Here is a 15,833-nt window from a genome sequence, read left to right on the forward strand (position 1 = left end):
GCCGCTCCTTACAGGGCGATTGGAATCTCGTTATCATAGTATAGATAGCAACCAAGCCCAACGCTTGTGACCGTTACCGTAGTAGGGACAGTATTGAACCGTGCTTGAACGTCGATTCGTGTGCACTCTCGACGAGCTGCCACCGGGCGCGATGAAGTTGGTCGACGTCGGGAAGTTCGGCGTCGGCGTATACAACGTCGCCGGTTCGCTGCACGCGATCGTCAACTACTGCTCCCACGAAGGCGCCCCGCTGTGTGAGGGTCTCCTGGGCGGCACCAACGAGTTCGCTCCCGACGAGCCCGGCGGGCTGCGCCGCGTCAAAGATGGCCAGATTGTCCGATGCCCTTGGCACAACTGGGAATTCGATGTCACCACGGGGCAGAACCTGGCCGATGCCAAGCGGCGGGTCCGCACCTACGACGTCGACGTCGCCGACGGGCAAGTGTTCCTGACCGCATGATCATCGACACGAACGTTCAGCCGCAATTCCGCTACAACGCCGAGATCCGGCGCTACCTGCCCGCTGCCCACAAACTGCGGTCCATCCCCGACGTCGAACAACAGTGGTATCAGGCGCCAAACGGAAACTACCGGCAGGACCTGTACGGCGAGCACTATCCCGGCTCCGACTGCGAGACCGTTGCCCGGCACCTGTTCGACGAAGCCGGTGTCGACTACGCGGTGCTGAACCCGTTGACCCGCGGCAACATTGCCGATTATCTGCTCAACAGTCGGATCTGCGCCGCCGTCAACGACTGGCTGCTGGATCGCTGGCTGGAGCCGGACACCACCAACCGCTTCCGCGGCACCATCAGGGTCAACCCGGAGGACCCGAAGGGCGCGGTCGCCGAGATCGAACGCCTCGCCGGACATCCCAAGCTGGTGCAGGTCGGCGTCCCGATGCAATCCCGCGAGCCCTACGGCAAGCCGATGTTCGAGCCGATCTGGGAGGCCGCCGCCGCCCACGGTCTTCCGGTCGCCGTTCACATCAACGGCGGCAACGGGGTTGACTACGCGCCCACGTTCGCCGGTCATGCCGGCACCTACCCCGGCTATGCGGCCTTCATGCCGCTGAACTACTTCGTGCACTTGGCGACGCTCATCGTCGAGGGTGTATTCGGACGTCACCCCGACCTGAAATTCGTGTTCGCCGATGGCGGCTACGACATCCTGACCCCGCTGATGTGGCGCCTGGACACGTTCTGGCTGTCGATGCGCGATCAGACGCCCTGGGTGGACCGCTATCCCAGCGACTACCTGCCCGCCCACGTCCGGTTCTGCTCGTCGTCGTTCGACGGGCCCACCGATTTGAGCCAGACGCAGCGGTGGATGGAGTTCTCCGGCAAGACCGATCTGCTGATGTACGGATCGTCCTACCCGCACTGGTCGACGTCGTCACCCGAAGACGCCGCCGGCGGGCTGGACAGCGCGCAGCGCGACAGCGTGTTGTGGCGAAATGCCAGTGAGCTGTACGGGCTTACGGCGCCAATGAAAGGGAGCGCGTCATGACCATCATCGAGCGGGCCGAATCGCATACCGAGAGCGACGAGATCGCGGTCGCCATCGTCGACACCGACGTGCATCCGATGCCGGTCTCGACCGACGTCCTCAAGTCCTACGCGCCACCTGAATGGGTTGACAAGATCTGGCCGACCGGAAACGCCGTCACCCCACTCCCGCACTTCTACGACACGCCCGACTCCTACAAGACCATGTCGATGCGCGTCGACGCCGCGCCACCCGGGGGCGGCCTTGCCGGCACTGATCCCGATTACGCAGCCCAGCAACTACTCGTCGACGCCGGCGTCAGCATCGCCACGCTGGAACCGATGTGCGATGCGCAATTTCCACAGGCCGAGCACGTGCTGAAGTCGACCTACAACGACTGGCTCGCGGATGTGTGGCTGGGGCGCAACAACGCGCACGGCCGCTGGCGCGGCTCGATCAGCGTGAGCGCGCAAGTGCCTGAGCAGGCGGCGCGCGAGGTCGAGCGCTGGGCAGGTCATCCGTACATGGCGCAGGTGCTGATGACGCCGCAGACCCGCGGAATCCCTTTCGGCAACCCGCATTTCGACCCGCTGTACGCAGCCGCATCGGCCAACGGGCTGCCGGTGGCCACCCACCTGATGGGGCAGACACCATTCGAGCTGATTCCGATCTATCCGGTGGGCAATCCGGCGCACTGGCACGACTTCTTCGCGTCATGGCCGCTGCTGTACGTCTCGCATCTGATGAGCCTGGTATTCGACGGCGCCTTTGACCGGCACCCCGACCTACGGGTGGTGTTCGTCGAGGGTGGCTTCACCTGGGCCATGCCAGTGATGTCACGGATGGACCGGATTTGGGAAGCGCGTCGCGCCGATCTGCCGCACGTCCGTCGGCGGCCCTCGGACTACGTACGCGAACACGTCCGGTTCACCACCCAGCCTTTGGAGGACACCGACGTCAAACAGTTCCGCGAGTACGTCGAGATGATGGATCTCGGCGACAACCTGATGTTCTCGACGGATTATCCGCACTGGAGTTACGACGCGCCGACCTACGCGATCAACCGGTTTCCGGCGGCGCAGCGCGAGCGGATCATGCGCGGCAACGCGACCGCGTTGTACGGTCTGCCCTCGACCGTCAAAGCCCTCCCCGGAGAGCGGCCCTGAGTCAACCGCTTAAATAGGGTGACCCGATCACGCTGAAGGACGAGGGCATGACGACTGAGATCGATCGCGCCGAGGCCACCCGCCCCAGAGGGATCGGCCGCATCGACCCGGCGCTGCGCGACGCGGCGGCCGGTTTGGCGATCGCTGAATTCCGGACCGAGTCGCTGCCGACCGAGCGGGAGCGGGCCGACCTGCTGGCCGCCGCTCGTGCCGCCGCCGTGGACACCGCCGGCGTCCAGATCGAGGACCGCGCCATCGCCGGACCGGACGGCGGACGGCTCGGTCTTCGGTTGTACCGCGGTTCGGCCGGCTCGGCCGCGCCCCTGGTGGTCTACGCCCATGGCGGCGGTTTCGTCACCGGCACCCTCGACACTGACCACGCTCACTGCGTGCAGCTGGCCCGCGAGGCGAGTTGCCTGGTCGCGTCGGTTGACTACCGGTTGGCGCCCGAACATCCCGGTCCGGGTGCGCTCGACGACGTGGAAGCCGCGTTTCGCTACGTCGTCGAGAACAGCGCGGCCCTGGACGCCGACGGCGAGCGGGTCGTGGTGATGGGCCGCGACGCCGGCGCCGCGCTGGTGGCGGCATTGGCCCAGCGCACCTTCGACCGGGAAGGCCCGACGATCCTTGCGCAGGTGTTGCACCAGCCGATGCTCGACTCCGACGCGACGCCGTCACGACGGGAATTTCAGCGCACACCGGGACTCAACGGGCCCGCGGTGAGCCGGGCATGGGGCCACTATCTCGGTCACGGCGCCGCGACGGCGCAGCAGGTTCCGGCTCAGCGGGCCAACTTGGAAGGCCTGCCGCCCGCATTCATCAGCTGCGCTGAGATCGATCCGTGCCGCGATGAGGCCATCGACTATGCGAACCGGCTGCTGCACGCTTTCGTGCACACGGAGCTGCACGTTGTGGCGGCGACGTTCCACGGGTTCGACTCAGCGGTGCCGGACTGGGTCGTCTCGCAGGAGAGCACCGCGCTGCATGCGCAGGCAATCCGGAGGGCGTTCGCCGTCTAGACGGGCGAGACTTTGGCCCTGTCAGATCGGATCGAACTTCGTGATCAGCCAGACCCCCTGCTGCTTGGTCAACGAGACCAGGATGCTGCTGGACGCCATCGTGGGGTCGGGCCGTTCCTTACTGGCGGTGACTTGGTTGACAAAGACCAGCACGACCGCCGAATCCCGGTGCAGCTCCGTGGCCGCTGCGCCGACGACCTGAGCCATGGTCGTCACGCCTTTCGACTGCGCGGCCGGCGTGATGACCTGCCTGGTGAACTGGTCGTAGTAGTTCCGGAAGTCGCCGCTGAGGTGCGATTTGGCGGCATCGAAGTCCTGGTTGAGGGTGTCAGGCTTGTAGGACAGCAACGCCACGGTCCCGTCTCGGGCCGCATTGACCGCAGTTCGTTCGACCGCATCGTCTGTCTGCGCGTCAGGGCGGTACTGCGAGAAGTACAGCCATCCGGCCAGGCCGCCTGCTGCCAGCAGGCTCAGGATGAGAGCCAGCGGAATGACGGGGATCGCGGCGAGACGTCGTTTGGGGGTTGTCGGGCTCGTCTCGCTGTCGGGCGACGGGTCGGCCTCGGTCGGGGCGTCGTCGCTTTCGGTGGCCTCGTCGCTGTCGACGGCCCTATCGATCTCGACGCCCTCGGTGGGCTCGATGTCGGGCGTGGTCGTGTCGTCGTCGCTCACAGTACGAACTCCACTTTCGACACCTTCAGATCGGCGCCGTCATGCACCACCGACACCCGGAATCGGAAGGTCCGCGGTTGGTCTTTGGCGCCCGCGATGTTCGTGACGCGCTCGTTTGCCAGCACCAAAATGACAGCGGAATCGTTGTTCATCGACTCGACCGCAGTCGCCGCGACGGATCCCTCGGTCACCGCCTTGGAATCTTTCACCACCGACGCGAAATCCTCTGCGCGCTTTTGAAAGTCGTCTTTGAAGTCGCCGGTGGCAATGTCGAGGACGCGCTGAACGTCTTCCTTGGCCTTGTTGAAGTCCAGCGAGGTCAGGTTGATGACGCCTTGTCGGGCGGTCGCGGAGAAGGCCGCGGCGCGCTGTCGTTCGTTCACGACGTTGTGGTGCTGCCAGGCCATCCAGCCGCTGGCACCGAGCAATCCGACGATGGCGACCAGGGCGGCAGTACCCAACGCCAGCGACAATTTCGGCGCGTGCAACCGTCGGCCGGCGGGCTCGGGCTCTGCGGATTCGGGCTCTGCGGGCTCGGCCACCTCGTCGGTGATTTCGGTTTCGGCTACCGCCGGGCCGGCTTCAGAGGCTTCGACCTCGGCGTCCGCTTCCGCTTGGGCCTGGGTTTCTTGGGCCTGAGCTTCTCGCCGCAGTTGGATGGCCCGGGCGCGTGCACGGGCGGCCGCTGCCAGCGCTTCGGCCTCGGCGGCTTCGGCCTCGGCTTGCTCGGCAAGCGCGAGCGCGTCAGCCTTCGTCTTGGCCGGATCCTGCGGCCCGTTTCCCGCGTCAGCCATGGCTATCGCACCTTGGAAACGTCATATCGATTGAACTCCGGTATCTCTTACGGTATTGCTCATTGCTACCATCGGGTCACCAGCGACCAGCGACTGAGACGCACGGCCAGGAAGGTCTTCGCCATCATCATGACTGCCGTCGATTCCCCCGAAAAGATACTCTTCGCCTCCACAACCCAGTCGTTTCTGCAAAAAGAGGTTCCACTGAGTCGGGTGCGGGACTTGCATTCCCAGGGGGTCTCGTTCGAACACCCTTGGTGGCAGCGAGCCGCCGAACTCGGGTGGACGGCGCTGCTGGTTCCCGAGGAACTCGGTGGCGGCAGCGTGTCCGGCGATGGGTTCGCCGACTTGGCGATGGTCGCCGAACAGCTCGGAAAGACGGTGGCTCCCGGCCCCCTGTTCCCGGTCAGCACCGTGCTCGCGGCGCTGGTGGATTCCACCGACCCGCAAGCTCATGCGGAGACGATCGAATCCCTGGTCGCCGGCCAGGCCGTCGCCTCATGGGCGGTGTACGAGCCCGGCCACGGCTGGTCCCCGCACGAGCCGTCGGTCACTGCGACGGCGACCGACTCGGGCTATCGCATCGACGGTGTCAAAGACCGAGTCGAGGCCGGCGCCCAGAGCAGCCTGCTCCTGGTGGTGGCCCGCACCGACGACGGCGTGCGCCAGTTCCTGGTTCCGACCGACGCGCCTGGCGTGCGCGTCGAGCCGCAGCAGTCGATCGACATGGTCAAGCACTACGCCCGAGTGCAATTCGACGGAGTCGAGGTCGACCGCGGCGCGGCTGTCCACGGGCCGTCCGACCTGATCGACCGGCAGAGCCAGATCGCGCAGGTACTGCAGTGCGCCGAGGTGGTCGGCATCCTGCAGACTGTCTTCGACTTCACCGTGGCGTGGGCGCTGGATCGGCACAGCTTCGGTCGCCCGCTCGCGTCCTACCAAGCGCTCAAACACGGTTTTGCCGACATGAAGATGTGGCTGGAGGCGTGCCGAGCGACGACCGCCGCGGCGGTGACGGCCATCTCGAAACGTTCGGCCGATGCGTCGCTGGCGGCCAGCGTCGCCAAGTCCTACGTCGGGGAGATGGCCACTGTGATCATCCAAGCGTGCGTGCAGATGCACGGCGGCATCGGCGTGACGTGGGAACACGACCTGCACCTCTACCTGCGGCGAGCTGCGTTGTACCGCTCCGTGTTCGGCACACCGGAGGAGCACAACCTGCGGGTCTACGCGCTGCAGGAAGCCGGTCAGCAGGCGCCGAGGTCCGCCTGATGACCGAGACGTACCGGGTCGACGCCGCGGCATCCGCCGACGCCGAATCCATCGACGAGTTCCGGGCCCGCGCGCGGGCCTGGCTCGCCGAGCACATGCCGCCGATCGACCCGGCGCACCCGCCGGCGGCTCACCGCGACGAGGAGCGCTGCTGGCTGCGCGCCCGCGAACTCCAAAAGCGGCTCTACGAAGGCGGTTTCGCGGGGATCTGTTTTCCCCGTGAGTACGGCGGCCTGGGTCTGGACTACGAGTATCAGAAGGCTTTCAACGGCGAGAGCCTCAGCTACGAGATGCCGTTGATCCTCAACACCCCGACGTTCACGATCTGCTGCGCGACGTTGCTCGACACCGCCAGCGAGGAGATCAAGCGTCAGCACATCGCCGGGGCCTTGCGTGGTGACGAGGTCTTGGTACAGCTGTTGTCGGAGCCCAGCGGCGGGTCGGATCTCGCAGGTGTGCTCACCCGCGCCGACCGCGACGGCGACCGGTGGGTGCTCAACGGCGCAAAGACCTGGAGCACAAGCGCATTCAGCGCTGACTACGGCCTGTGCCTGGCTCGCACCAATTGGGACGTACCCAAGCACGACGGCCTGACCATGTTCTTGGTGCCGATCAAGCATCCCGGAATCACGTTGCGGCGCATCACTCAGCTCAACGGCTCCACGGAATTCTGCGAGGAGTTCCTCGACAACGTCGACGTCGGGGACGACGCGGTCGTCGGTGAGGTCAACGAGGGGTGGTCGGTGGCCTCGCGGCAGCTCTACCACGAGCGCCGCGCAGTGGGGATGGGCTCGGAGTTCGCCAGCGGCAGCGGCAGCGAGGGTGGCCGCTCGACTCCGGTGAACTACGCGCGGCTGGCCGCGACGACCGGACAATCCGAGAACGAGCGGGTGCGACAGATCGCCGGGCGGGCACTGGTGCACCGTGCGGTCAGCGACCAACTCGGTGCGCACATCTTCCGCAGCGTGAACGACGGTTCGTTACCGCCCGCCGCCGGGACCCTGCTACGGCTATTCCACGCCGAGACAGTCACTTTGGAGATGGACGCCGGACTGTCCATCACCGGAACCGCCGGAGTCGTCGGCGCCGAGGGGGAGGGCCTGGAAACGGGCCTGCGCTACCTGTCCCGTCAAACCGTCTGCATCGGCGGCGGCACCAGCGAGTTGGCCCGCAACGTCATCGGTGAGCGGGTGTTGAACTTCCCCCGCGAATACGCCGCCGATCGCGGTGTGCCGTTCAACCAGGTCAAGCACGGCAAGACCAGCCGCTAGACCGTGCGCGCCAGCCGGTTCGCCAACAGGTCGGCGAACCGCGCCGGATCCTCGGGCGCGTTACCTTCGGCGAGAAGCGCTGCACCGTAGAGCAATTCGGCAGTCTCGCCGTTCGTCGGGTCATCGCCGCGGTCTCTGTGTGCCCGCTGTAACCCGGTGATCAGCGGATGCGTCGGGTTCAGCTCCAACGTCCGTTTGCCGACCGGGACGTCCTGGCCGGTGGCCCGGTAGATGCGGGCCAGCGACGGCGTGATGCCGAACGCGTCGGTGATCAGGCAGGCCGGCGAATCGGTCAGACGAAGTGGACAGCCGCACTTCCTTGACGTGCTCGCTCAGGGTCTCGGTCAGCCAGGTCAGCAGATCGGCGAAATCCTGCTCCTGCTCTTTGCGTTCGGCCTCGTGCGCGGTCTTTTCTTCCTCGGTGTCGAGGTCGACGTCGCCCATGGCGATCGACTGCAGCGGCTTTTCGTCGAACTCGGTGACCGAACCCAGCCAGATCTCGTCGACCGTGTCGGAGAGCAGCAACACCTCATAGCCCTTGGCTTTGAATGCTTCCAGATGCGGAGTGCTGAGGATCTGCTGTGGTGATTCGCCGGTGGCGTAAAAGATCTGCCGCTGGCCTTCTTTCATCCGTCCGACGTACTCGGCCAGCGTGGTGAGCTCGTCCTCGTTGTGCGTCGAGGCGAACGAGGAGATTCCGAGCAGCATCTCCTGATTGTCGAAGTCCCGCATCAGGCCTTCTTTGACGACCTTGCCGAACTCGCCCCAGAAGGTGCGGTAGTCGTCTGGTCGCTCGGTCTGCAATTCCTTGATGGTCGAGAGGACCTTCTTGGTCAACCGGCGCCGAATCGCGTTGATCTGTCGATCTTGTTGCAGGATCTCGCGGGACACGTTCAGCGACAGGTCTTGGGCGTCTACAACGCCCTTGACGAAGCGCAGGTATCGGGGCATCAGCTGGTCGCAGTCACCCATGATGAAGACGCGTTTGACGTACAACTGCACGCCGATGGAGGCGTCGGGCTCGTACATGTCGAGCGGGGCCCGCGACGGGATGAACAGCAGCGCTTGATATTCGAAGGTGCCCTCGGCCTTCATCGAGATGACCTCGAGCGGCTCGTCCCAGGCATGCGCGACGTGCTTGTAGAACTCTTTGTACTCCTCCTCGGACACCTCGTCTTTGGGCCGAGCCCACAGCGCCTTGCCTGAGTTGAGGGTCTCGACCTCGGTTGTGACGGTCTCCTCGCCACCGCCCTCGCCGGGAGTGGTCTTCTGGACCTCCATCCGGATCGGCCAGGCGATGAAGTCCGAGTACTTCTTGACCAGCGTCCGCAGCTTCCACTCCGAGGTGTAGTCGTGCAGCGCGTCCTCGGCGTCGACCGGCTTGAGATGCAGCGTGACCGCTGTTCCCTGCGGGGCACCCTCGATCGTTTCGATGGTGTACGTGCCGTCGCCGCTGGACTCCCACTTGATGGCTTCGCTGTCGCCGGCCTTGTGGGTGAGCAGCCCGACCTTGTCGGCCACCATGAAGGTGGAGTAGAAGCCGATGCCGAACTGACCGATCAGCTCCTCGGACACGGTGGGGTTTTTCGCGTCCTTCAACTGCTGGCGCAGTTCGGCGGTCCCGGACTTCGCGAGCGTGCCGATCAGATCGACCACCTCGGCACGGGTCATGCCGATGCCGTTGTCACGAATGGTCAGGGTGCGGGTGTCGGTGTCCGCCTCGATCTCGATGTGCAGATCCGACGTATCGACGTCGAGGTCTTTGTTCTGGAACGCCTCGATGCGCAGCTTGTCCAGCGCGTCTGAGGCGTTGGAGATCAGCTCCCGAAGGAACGAGTCCTTATCGGAGTAGACCGAGTGCACCATCAGGTCCAAGAGTTGGCGCGCCTCGGCTTGAAACTCCAACTGCTCGACGCCGGCGCTCATGACTGCTTGCTCCACGACATAGCTGGTGAATCTACCGAAACGCACGTCGCCGCCGCGAACACGCCTCGCAGAGCGGCTGCCGGGCCGTTTCGGTGTCTTTCCTATTTTAAGTAGAATAGATACGATAAATTTTCGGCAGCCCGCTCCGCAATGACGCAGCGTCGTGAGAGAGAAGCGATGGAGTTGAACGCTCATCCGGTCCCAATCGTGGGTCGGGTCAGCGCCTCCGCCGCGCCTACGGCGACCCATGCAGACGCCGGCTCCCGTACCGAATGGCTTGAGCGCCAATGTAAGTCGCGCTGTTGAGCGCATGAGAGGGGATCGGGCATGGGCAGAGTGACGGGCAAGGTCGCGGTCATCAGCGGAGCCGCGCGTGGTCAGGGCCGCTCGCACGCGCGCATGCTCGCCGCCGAGGGCGCCGACATCATCGCCGTGGATCTGTGCGAGGACATCGAGACCAACGAGTATCCGTTGGCCCGGCCCGAAGACCTCGACGAAACCGCCCGTCTCGTCGAGAAGGAGGGTCAGCGCGTCGTCACCGCGATCGCCGACGTTCGGGACCGGTCAGCACTCGCGGCCGCGATCGACCAGGGCGTCGCCGAACTCGGCCACCTCGACATCGTGGTCGCCAACGCCGGGATCTGCCCGCTGACGGCGGGACTGCCGGCCCAGGCGTTCGCCGATGCGGTCGATGTGGACCTCGGTGGGGTGCTCAACCTGGTGCACGCCAGCCTCAAGCATCTGGAGGCCGGGGCATCGATCATCGTGATCGGGTCCAACGCGGCATTCATGTCGTCGATGAACACCACTGGGATCGACGGCGGGCCCGGTGGAGCCGGATACGCCTTCGCGAAAATCGCCGCCGCGCACTACGTCAACGACTTCGCCCGCTCGCTGGCTCCGTTCTCCATCCGGATGAACGCGGTGCACCCGACGAACGTCAACACCGACATGTTGCACAGCGCACCGATGTACCGGGCTTTCCGGCCCGACCTGCCGAACCCGACCCGCGCGGATGCCGAACCGGTCTTCCCGCTGGTTCAGGCCATGCCGATTCCCTACGTCGAACCCGAGGACATCAGCGAGGCGGTGCTGTTCCTGGCCTCCGACGCCGCCCGCTACATCACCGGTCAGCAACTCCGCGTCGACGGCGGCGGCTTCCTGAAGGTGAAGCCGTGGTCGGGCGCCTGACGCACTGTCAATTGAACTGCACAGCAACCGAAATGGAGAGGTGGGGATGATGGCCAAAGGCATCATCTATCTGGAGACCATGCCGGTGACCGCGGACCGCGAAGCCGAATATCACAAGTGGTACAACGACACGCATCTGGCGGAGATTTGCTCGGTGGACGGAATCGTGTCGGCTCGCCGCTTCGCGCCGTCCGATGGAACTGGGCCGTTCATCGCCATTTACGAACTCGACTGCGACGACCTCGACGGCGTGGTCGCCAAGTTGGGTGAGCTTGGCGCAAGCGGCAAGATGTCCTCGCTGGAACTGCTCAACCTGGAGACGCCGCCGATTCCCAAGGTCTACCGGGAGATTGGTGCTTACACAAAGTGATTGCGGCAGCAGAGGTCTCTGCGGACGTCCAACAGCGCCTGTATGCGTTGATGGTGCTGATGAAGGCTGCCGATGACCGGCTCTCCAAAGGCATTGGCACCGGGGAATTCATGTGCGTGTACTGGCCGTCCCGCGGTCAGGAGGCAATCGCTGCCGCGATGGGTGTGTCACTGCGGGCCGACGACCAGCTGGTCACGACCTACCGCGGGCTGCATGACCTGATCGGCAAAGGCGTGCCGCTGGAAGAGATCTACGGCGAGATGATGGGACGCGTCGTCGGCGCAAGCCGCGGCAAGGGCGGGACGATGCACATCGCCAAACCCGACAACGGCGTGATGCTGTCGACTGGAATTGTGGGAGCCGGGCCGCCGGTGGCGGTCGGTCTGGCGATGTCGGCGCAACGCAAAGGACTGGACCGGGTCACCGTGGTCAGCTTCGGCGACGGCGCGACCAACACCGGGTCGTTTCACGAGGCGGCGAATATGGCTGCGCTGTGGGCCCTGCCGATGGTCTTCGTGTGCCAGAACAATCTCTACGCCGAGATGACACCCACCACCGACACGATGAAGATCGAGCACGTCGCCGACCGGGCGGCCGGCTATGGCATGCCGGGCGTGCGGGTTGACGGCAACGACCCGCTGGCGGTGAAATCGGTTCTCGACGAGGCGTTGCAGCGTGCCCGCAACGGGGACGGCCCGACCTTCATCGAGTGCGTGACATTCCGCTTTCGCGGCCACTACTTCGGCGACCGGATGCCCTACATTCCCAAGGAACAGCTTGCCGCGGCGATGGAGGCCGACCCGGTGCCGAAGTTCCGTGCGCACCTCGCCGAGGCCGGCATCTGTACGCAGGCCGAGTTGGACAGCATCGACAACGCGGCGTCGACGACCGTGGACGCTGCGCTGCAGACCGTAATGGCCGCCGAGTCTCCGTCGGCCGACGAGTTGGACCGCGACGTGTACGCAAACCCGATCAAGTTCCCGGTGTAAAGGCATGGAAGACAAAGAGATGACGATGCGCGAGGCGCTGAACCTCGCGTTGGATCAGGCGCTGCAGGCTGACGAACGAGTGTTCCTGCTTGGCGAGGACATCGCTGACCCAGGCGCGTCCGGGCCGACGGCAGGTTTGTCGACGAAGTACGGCCATCACCGCGTCCTGGATACTCCGATCTCGGAAGCCGCGATCGTCGGCGCTGCGATCGGTGCCGCGATCGACGGGATGTTGCCGGTAGCCGAGATCATGATCATGGATTTCATCGGGATCGCCGCCGATCAGCTGATCAACAACGCCGCCAAGCTTCGCTTCATGACTGCCGGCCGAACCACCGCCCCGATCACTGTCCGTACTCAGGTTTATGCCGGATTGGCCACCGGCGCAACGCATTCCCAGAGTCTGGAGGCGTGGTTCATGCACATCCCGGGCATGAAGGTGATCGTGCCCTCCACCCCGCGGGACGGCAAAGGGTTGCTGGCGTCGGCGATCTTTGACGAGGACCCATGCCTGTTCGTCGAAACTGTTCGGCTGCAGAGCAAGAAGGGGCTAGTTCCGGTCGATCCGGGTTTCAGGATTCCGTTGGGGCAGGCCGACATCAAGCGTCCGGGCAAGGATGTGACCCTGATCAGCTATGGGCGCGCCGTGCACGATGCGCTGGCCGCGGCGGAAACCCTGGCGGGCCAGGATGTCAGCGCGGAGGTGGTCGACCTGCGGACGCTGGTCCCGCTCGACGTCGACACCATCGTCGAATCGGTGCGCCGCACCCGCCGGGCGGTCATCGTCCACGACGCCGTGCAATTCGCCGGCCCGGGAGCCGAGGTCGCCGCGATCTTGCAAGCCGAACTGTTCGGCGAGCTCGCAGCACCCGTCGAGCGGGTCGCCGCCAGGTTTGTCCCCAATCCTGCGGCGGCAGCGCTCGAGGCGCAGGTGTACCCGTCTCCGCAGCGGGTCGTCGCCGCCGCCCAGCGAACTCTGCAGAGGGCGGGAGCGCGTGGCTGACTTCACTATTCGCATTCCGCGGGTGTCGGTCGCCGTCTCGGAAGCCGAGCTGACCGAGCTGCTGGTGGCGGCTGGAGAGCACGTGGAGGAGGGCACACCGATCTTTGTGATTGCCACCGAGAAGGTTGAACAAGAAATCGAAGCCGGGGCATCGGGCACCGTGCAGTGGATCGGCGAGATCGGCACGACCTACGACATCGGCGCAGAAATCGGCGTCATCACTTCTTAGAGAGAGGGCACGAAAACAGATGGATCTCAACGAGACCCGAGAAAGAATCATCTACCAAAAGGATGGACCGATCGCGAAGATCACCCTCAACTGGCCCGAGAAGGCCAACGCTCAGGACCAGAAACTCGCCGAAGAAGTCGATGCCGCGTTGCTCGATGCCGACCGCGATTACGACATCAAGGTTCTGGTGCTCAGGGCCAACGGCAAGGGGTTCTGTTCCGGGCACGCGATCGGCGACAACGCCACCGACTATCCGGCGTTCGTGGAGAACGCCATGGTGACCGGCAATCCATGGAAGGCGCAGTCGGATCTGTTCGTCAAGCCGACCCTCAATCTGTGGGAGTTCTCCAAGCCCACCATCGCGCAGGTGCACGGCTACTGCGTGGGCGGCGGTACGCACATGGGCCTGACCACCGACATCGTCATCGCCTCCGAGGACGCCTACTTCTCTTACCCACCCCTGCAGGGGTTCGGTATGCCATCCGGTGAATGTTCCATCGAGCCTTGGGTGTTCATGAACTGGCGCCGCGCCGCCTACTACCTTTTCACCGCCGAGGTGATCGACGCCAAGAAGGCGCTGGAGGTCGGCCTCGTCAACGAGGTGGTCAAGCGGGAGGACCTGGACGCCCGGGTGGATTCGATCGCCCGCCATATCGCCCAGGCGCCGTTGACCACCCTGATGCTCACCAAGGCCAACCTGAAGCGGGCCTGGGAGCTGATGGGCATGCGGGTGCACTGGCAAACCTCCAACGATTTGGTCGCGCTCGCGTCGGTCAGCAAGGACGTGCAGGAACTGATTCAGCAGGTGTTCAAGGACAAGGTGTTGCCGTCCGAGCACGCCCGACGCCAGGCCGCCGCCGCCGCATCGAGCGACGGCGCAGCAACCCCATAGGTCGGCTGTGAACATCGCCGATCACGCGATCAGCGCCGGTACGTCGCCGGCGCTGATCATGTCCGACGGCGATGTCATGTCGTTCGGCGAGCTGTACGACAGAAGTCAGCGGGTCGCCGCGGCGCTGCGCGATGCCGGGCTGCGCCCTGGCGACGGCGTGGTTCTGGTGCTGCCGAACCGGCCGGAGTTCTTCGAAATCACCTGGGGCTGTCAGCTTTCCGGGCTCTACTACACCGCGGTGAACACCCACTTCACCGCCGATGAAGTCGCCTACGTCGTCGGCGACTCCGATGCCAAGGCGGTTTTCGTCGATGCGTCGATGGCCGACCTCGCGGCGTACCTGCGCTCCGCCAACGCCGGCGTCGCGGTGCACGTCACGGTCGGCGGCGAGTTGCCGGGCTGGCAGTCCTACACCGAAGCCGTCGCCGCCGCGGGCGAGGCGCCACCGGTGGTGGACGGATCGGAGATGTTGTATTCGTCGGGCACCACAGGCCGTCCCAAAGCCGTTCGCCGACCGCTGCCGACCGACGGCAACGGTTCGTGGGCGCAGTCGGTGCTGGAGATGGCGCTGATCCACAAATACGGCATGACAGCGCAGAACGTGTACCTCTCGCCCGCACCCATGTACCACGCGGCCGGGGTGAACTACACGATGGCGGTCAGTCGGGTTGGCGCCGCGGCGATCATCATGCGCAAATTCGACGCCGAAGACGTGCTGCGCCTGATCGAGACGCACCGGGTCACCCACGCCCAGTTCGTGCCGACGATGTTCGTCCGGATGCTGAAGTTGCCCGAGGCGGTACGCCGACAGTACGACGTATCGAGTTTGCAGTGCGTCATCCACGCGGCCGCCCCCTGCCCGGTGGACGTCAAGCAACAGATGATGGACTGGTTCGGCCCGATCCTTCACGAATATTACGGCGGCACTGAGGGATTCGCGGGCACCACGATCGGGCCTTTAGCATGGCTGGCTCACCCGGGGTCGGTCGGTATCCCGATGTCGCCGGTGCACGTGGTCGGTGATGGCGGCGAAGAACTGCCGACCGGGCAGACCGGTGAGCTCTTCTTCGAAGGCGGGCCGAATTTCGAGTACTTCAAGGACCCGGCCAAAACCGCGTCTGTCTCCAACGACCGTGGCTGGCGATCGCTGGGGGACATGGGCTACGTCGACGAGGACGGGTACCTCTACCTCACCGACCGCTCGACGTTCATGATCGTCTCCGGCGGGGTGAACATCTACCCGCAGGAGGCGGAGAACCTGCTGGTCATGCATCCCACGCTGGTCGACGCCGCGGTATTCGGGGTGCCCAACGACGAGTTCGGTGAGGAAGTCAAGGCCGTCGTTGAACCGGCGGACGGCGTCACGGCCGGACCCGAGCTGGAAGCCGAGCTCATCGAATATTGCCGAACACACCTCGCCGGCTACAAATGCCCGCGCACAATCGAATTCGACATCCTGCCACGCGACCCGAACGGGAAGCTCTACAAGCGGCGTATCCGCGAAAGGTACTGGCAGGGGCGGGCGTCCCGGATCGTATGAAGCTGACAAGG

Annotated in this window: 15 protein-coding genes and 1 pseudogene; 13 read left to right on the forward strand and 3 right to left on the reverse strand. The window is 65.0% G+C overall.

Going from position 1 to position 15,833, the window contains the following annotated elements:
* Positions 1-100: 100 nt before the first annotated feature.
* The 4 genes from ACQY5A_RS16320 to ACQY5A_RS16335 are packed head-to-tail and all read left to right on the forward strand — an operon-like array spanning position 101 to position 3,673.
* Complete coding sequence (locus tag ACQY5A_RS16320; protein ID WP_428341349.1) at positions 101-460, forward strand: Rieske (2Fe-2S) protein; 360 nt, start codon at positions 101-103, stop codon at positions 458-460.
* Positions 457-1,509 (forward strand): amidohydrolase family protein, encoded by a 1,053-nt coding sequence (locus tag ACQY5A_RS16325; protein ID WP_428341350.1) that lies wholly within the window; start codon positions 457-459, stop codon positions 1,507-1,509. Before ACQY5A_RS16320 ends, ACQY5A_RS16325 begins: the two co-directional genes overlap by 4 nt.
* Positions 1,506-2,654 (forward strand): amidohydrolase family protein, encoded by a 1,149-nt coding sequence (locus ACQY5A_RS16330; RefSeq protein ID WP_428341351.1) that lies wholly within the window; start codon positions 1,506-1,508, stop codon positions 2,652-2,654. The genes ACQY5A_RS16325 and ACQY5A_RS16330 overlap by 4 nt, the downstream gene beginning before the upstream one ends.
* Positions 2,655-2,701: 47 nt before the next feature.
* Positions 2,702-3,673 (forward strand): alpha/beta hydrolase, encoded by a 972-nt coding sequence (locus tag ACQY5A_RS16335; RefSeq protein WP_428341352.1) that lies wholly within the window; start codon positions 2,702-2,704, stop codon positions 3,671-3,673.
* 21 nt (positions 3,674-3,694) lie between these two features.
* Here ACQY5A_RS16335 and ACQY5A_RS16340 read toward each other — a convergent pair whose 3' ends face one another.
* Together ACQY5A_RS16340 and ACQY5A_RS16345 are read right to left on the reverse strand one after the other, a co-directional pair.
* Positions 3,695-4,315, reverse strand: a complete 621-nt coding sequence (locus ACQY5A_RS16340; RefSeq protein ID WP_428341539.1) for a hypothetical protein — start codon at positions 4,313-4,315, stop codon at positions 3,695-3,697.
* Between the two features lie 26 nt (positions 4,316-4,341).
* Positions 4,342-5,139, reverse strand: a complete 798-nt coding sequence (locus tag ACQY5A_RS16345) for a hypothetical protein (RefSeq protein WP_428341353.1) — start codon at positions 5,137-5,139, stop codon at positions 4,342-4,344.
* 129 nt (positions 5,140-5,268) lie between these two features.
* Here ACQY5A_RS16345 and ACQY5A_RS16350 point away from each other — a divergent pair, with 129 nt between their 5' ends.
* Positions 5,269-6,411: an acyl-CoA dehydrogenase family protein gene (locus ACQY5A_RS16350; RefSeq protein WP_428341354.1), complete on the forward strand. Its 1,143-nt coding sequence runs from the start codon at positions 5,269-5,271 to the stop codon at positions 6,409-6,411.
* Positions 6,411-7,682: an acyl-CoA dehydrogenase family protein gene (locus ACQY5A_RS16355; RefSeq protein WP_428341355.1), complete on the forward strand. Its 1,272-nt coding sequence runs from the start codon at positions 6,411-6,413 to the stop codon at positions 7,680-7,682. The genes ACQY5A_RS16350 and ACQY5A_RS16355 overlap by 1 nt, the downstream gene beginning before the upstream one ends.
* Here the strand turns inward: ACQY5A_RS16355 and htpG are convergent.
* A pseudogene (htpG, locus tag ACQY5A_RS16360) lies at positions 7,679-9,608 on the reverse strand (molecular chaperone HtpG). The gene ACQY5A_RS16355 and the pseudogene htpG overlap by 4 nt on opposite strands.
* 327 nt (positions 9,609-9,935) lie before the next feature.
* On the opposite strand from htpG, the gene ACQY5A_RS16365 reads away from it, so the two are divergent.
* Genes ACQY5A_RS16365 through ACQY5A_RS16395 form a run of 7 tightly spaced genes read left to right on the forward strand, consistent with a single transcriptional unit; the run spans position 9,936 to position 15,822 of the window.
* Positions 9,936-10,799 (forward strand): mycofactocin-coupled SDR family oxidoreductase, encoded by an 864-nt coding sequence (locus tag ACQY5A_RS16365; protein WP_428341356.1) that lies wholly within the window; start codon positions 9,936-9,938, stop codon positions 10,797-10,799.
* Between the two features lie 49 nt (positions 10,800-10,848).
* Positions 10,849-11,169, forward strand: coding sequence for a hypothetical protein (locus ACQY5A_RS16370; RefSeq protein ID WP_428341357.1), 321 nt, complete (start codon positions 10,849-10,851; stop codon positions 11,167-11,169).
* A gap of 50 nt (positions 11,170-11,219) precedes the next feature.
* Positions 11,220-12,158 carry a thiamine pyrophosphate-dependent dehydrogenase E1 component subunit alpha gene (locus ACQY5A_RS16375; RefSeq protein WP_428341540.1) on the forward strand — a complete coding sequence of 313 codons (939 nt, stop codon included), beginning with the start codon at positions 11,220-11,222 and terminating at the stop codon, positions 12,156-12,158.
* Positions 12,159-12,162: 4 nt separating this feature from the next.
* A complete protein-coding gene (locus ACQY5A_RS16380) occupies positions 12,163-13,161 on the forward strand; it encodes an alpha-ketoacid dehydrogenase subunit beta (protein WP_428341358.1) in 999 nt (332 codons plus the stop codon).
* Complete coding sequence (locus tag ACQY5A_RS16385; protein WP_428341359.1) at positions 13,154-13,390, forward strand: biotin/lipoyl-containing protein; 237 nt, start codon at positions 13,154-13,156, stop codon at positions 13,388-13,390. Before ACQY5A_RS16380 ends, ACQY5A_RS16385 begins: the two co-directional genes overlap by 8 nt.
* A gap of 19 nt (positions 13,391-13,409) precedes the next feature.
* On the forward strand, positions 13,410-14,282 hold the full coding sequence (locus ACQY5A_RS16390) for an enoyl-CoA hydratase-related protein (RefSeq protein ID WP_428341360.1): 873 nt from the start codon (positions 13,410-13,412) through the stop codon (positions 14,280-14,282).
* A 7-nt stretch (positions 14,283-14,289) separates the two neighbouring features.
* Positions 14,290-15,822 (forward strand): acyl-CoA synthetase, encoded by a 1,533-nt coding sequence (locus ACQY5A_RS16395; protein WP_428341361.1) that lies wholly within the window; start codon positions 14,290-14,292, stop codon positions 15,820-15,822.
* The last annotated feature ends 11 nt before the right edge of the window (positions 15,823-15,833 follow it).

It is taken from the genome of Mycobacterium sp. (genome assembly GCF_965277065.1).
Taxonomy (GTDB): domain Bacteria; phylum Actinomycetota; class Actinomycetes; order Mycobacteriales; family Mycobacteriaceae; genus Mycobacterium.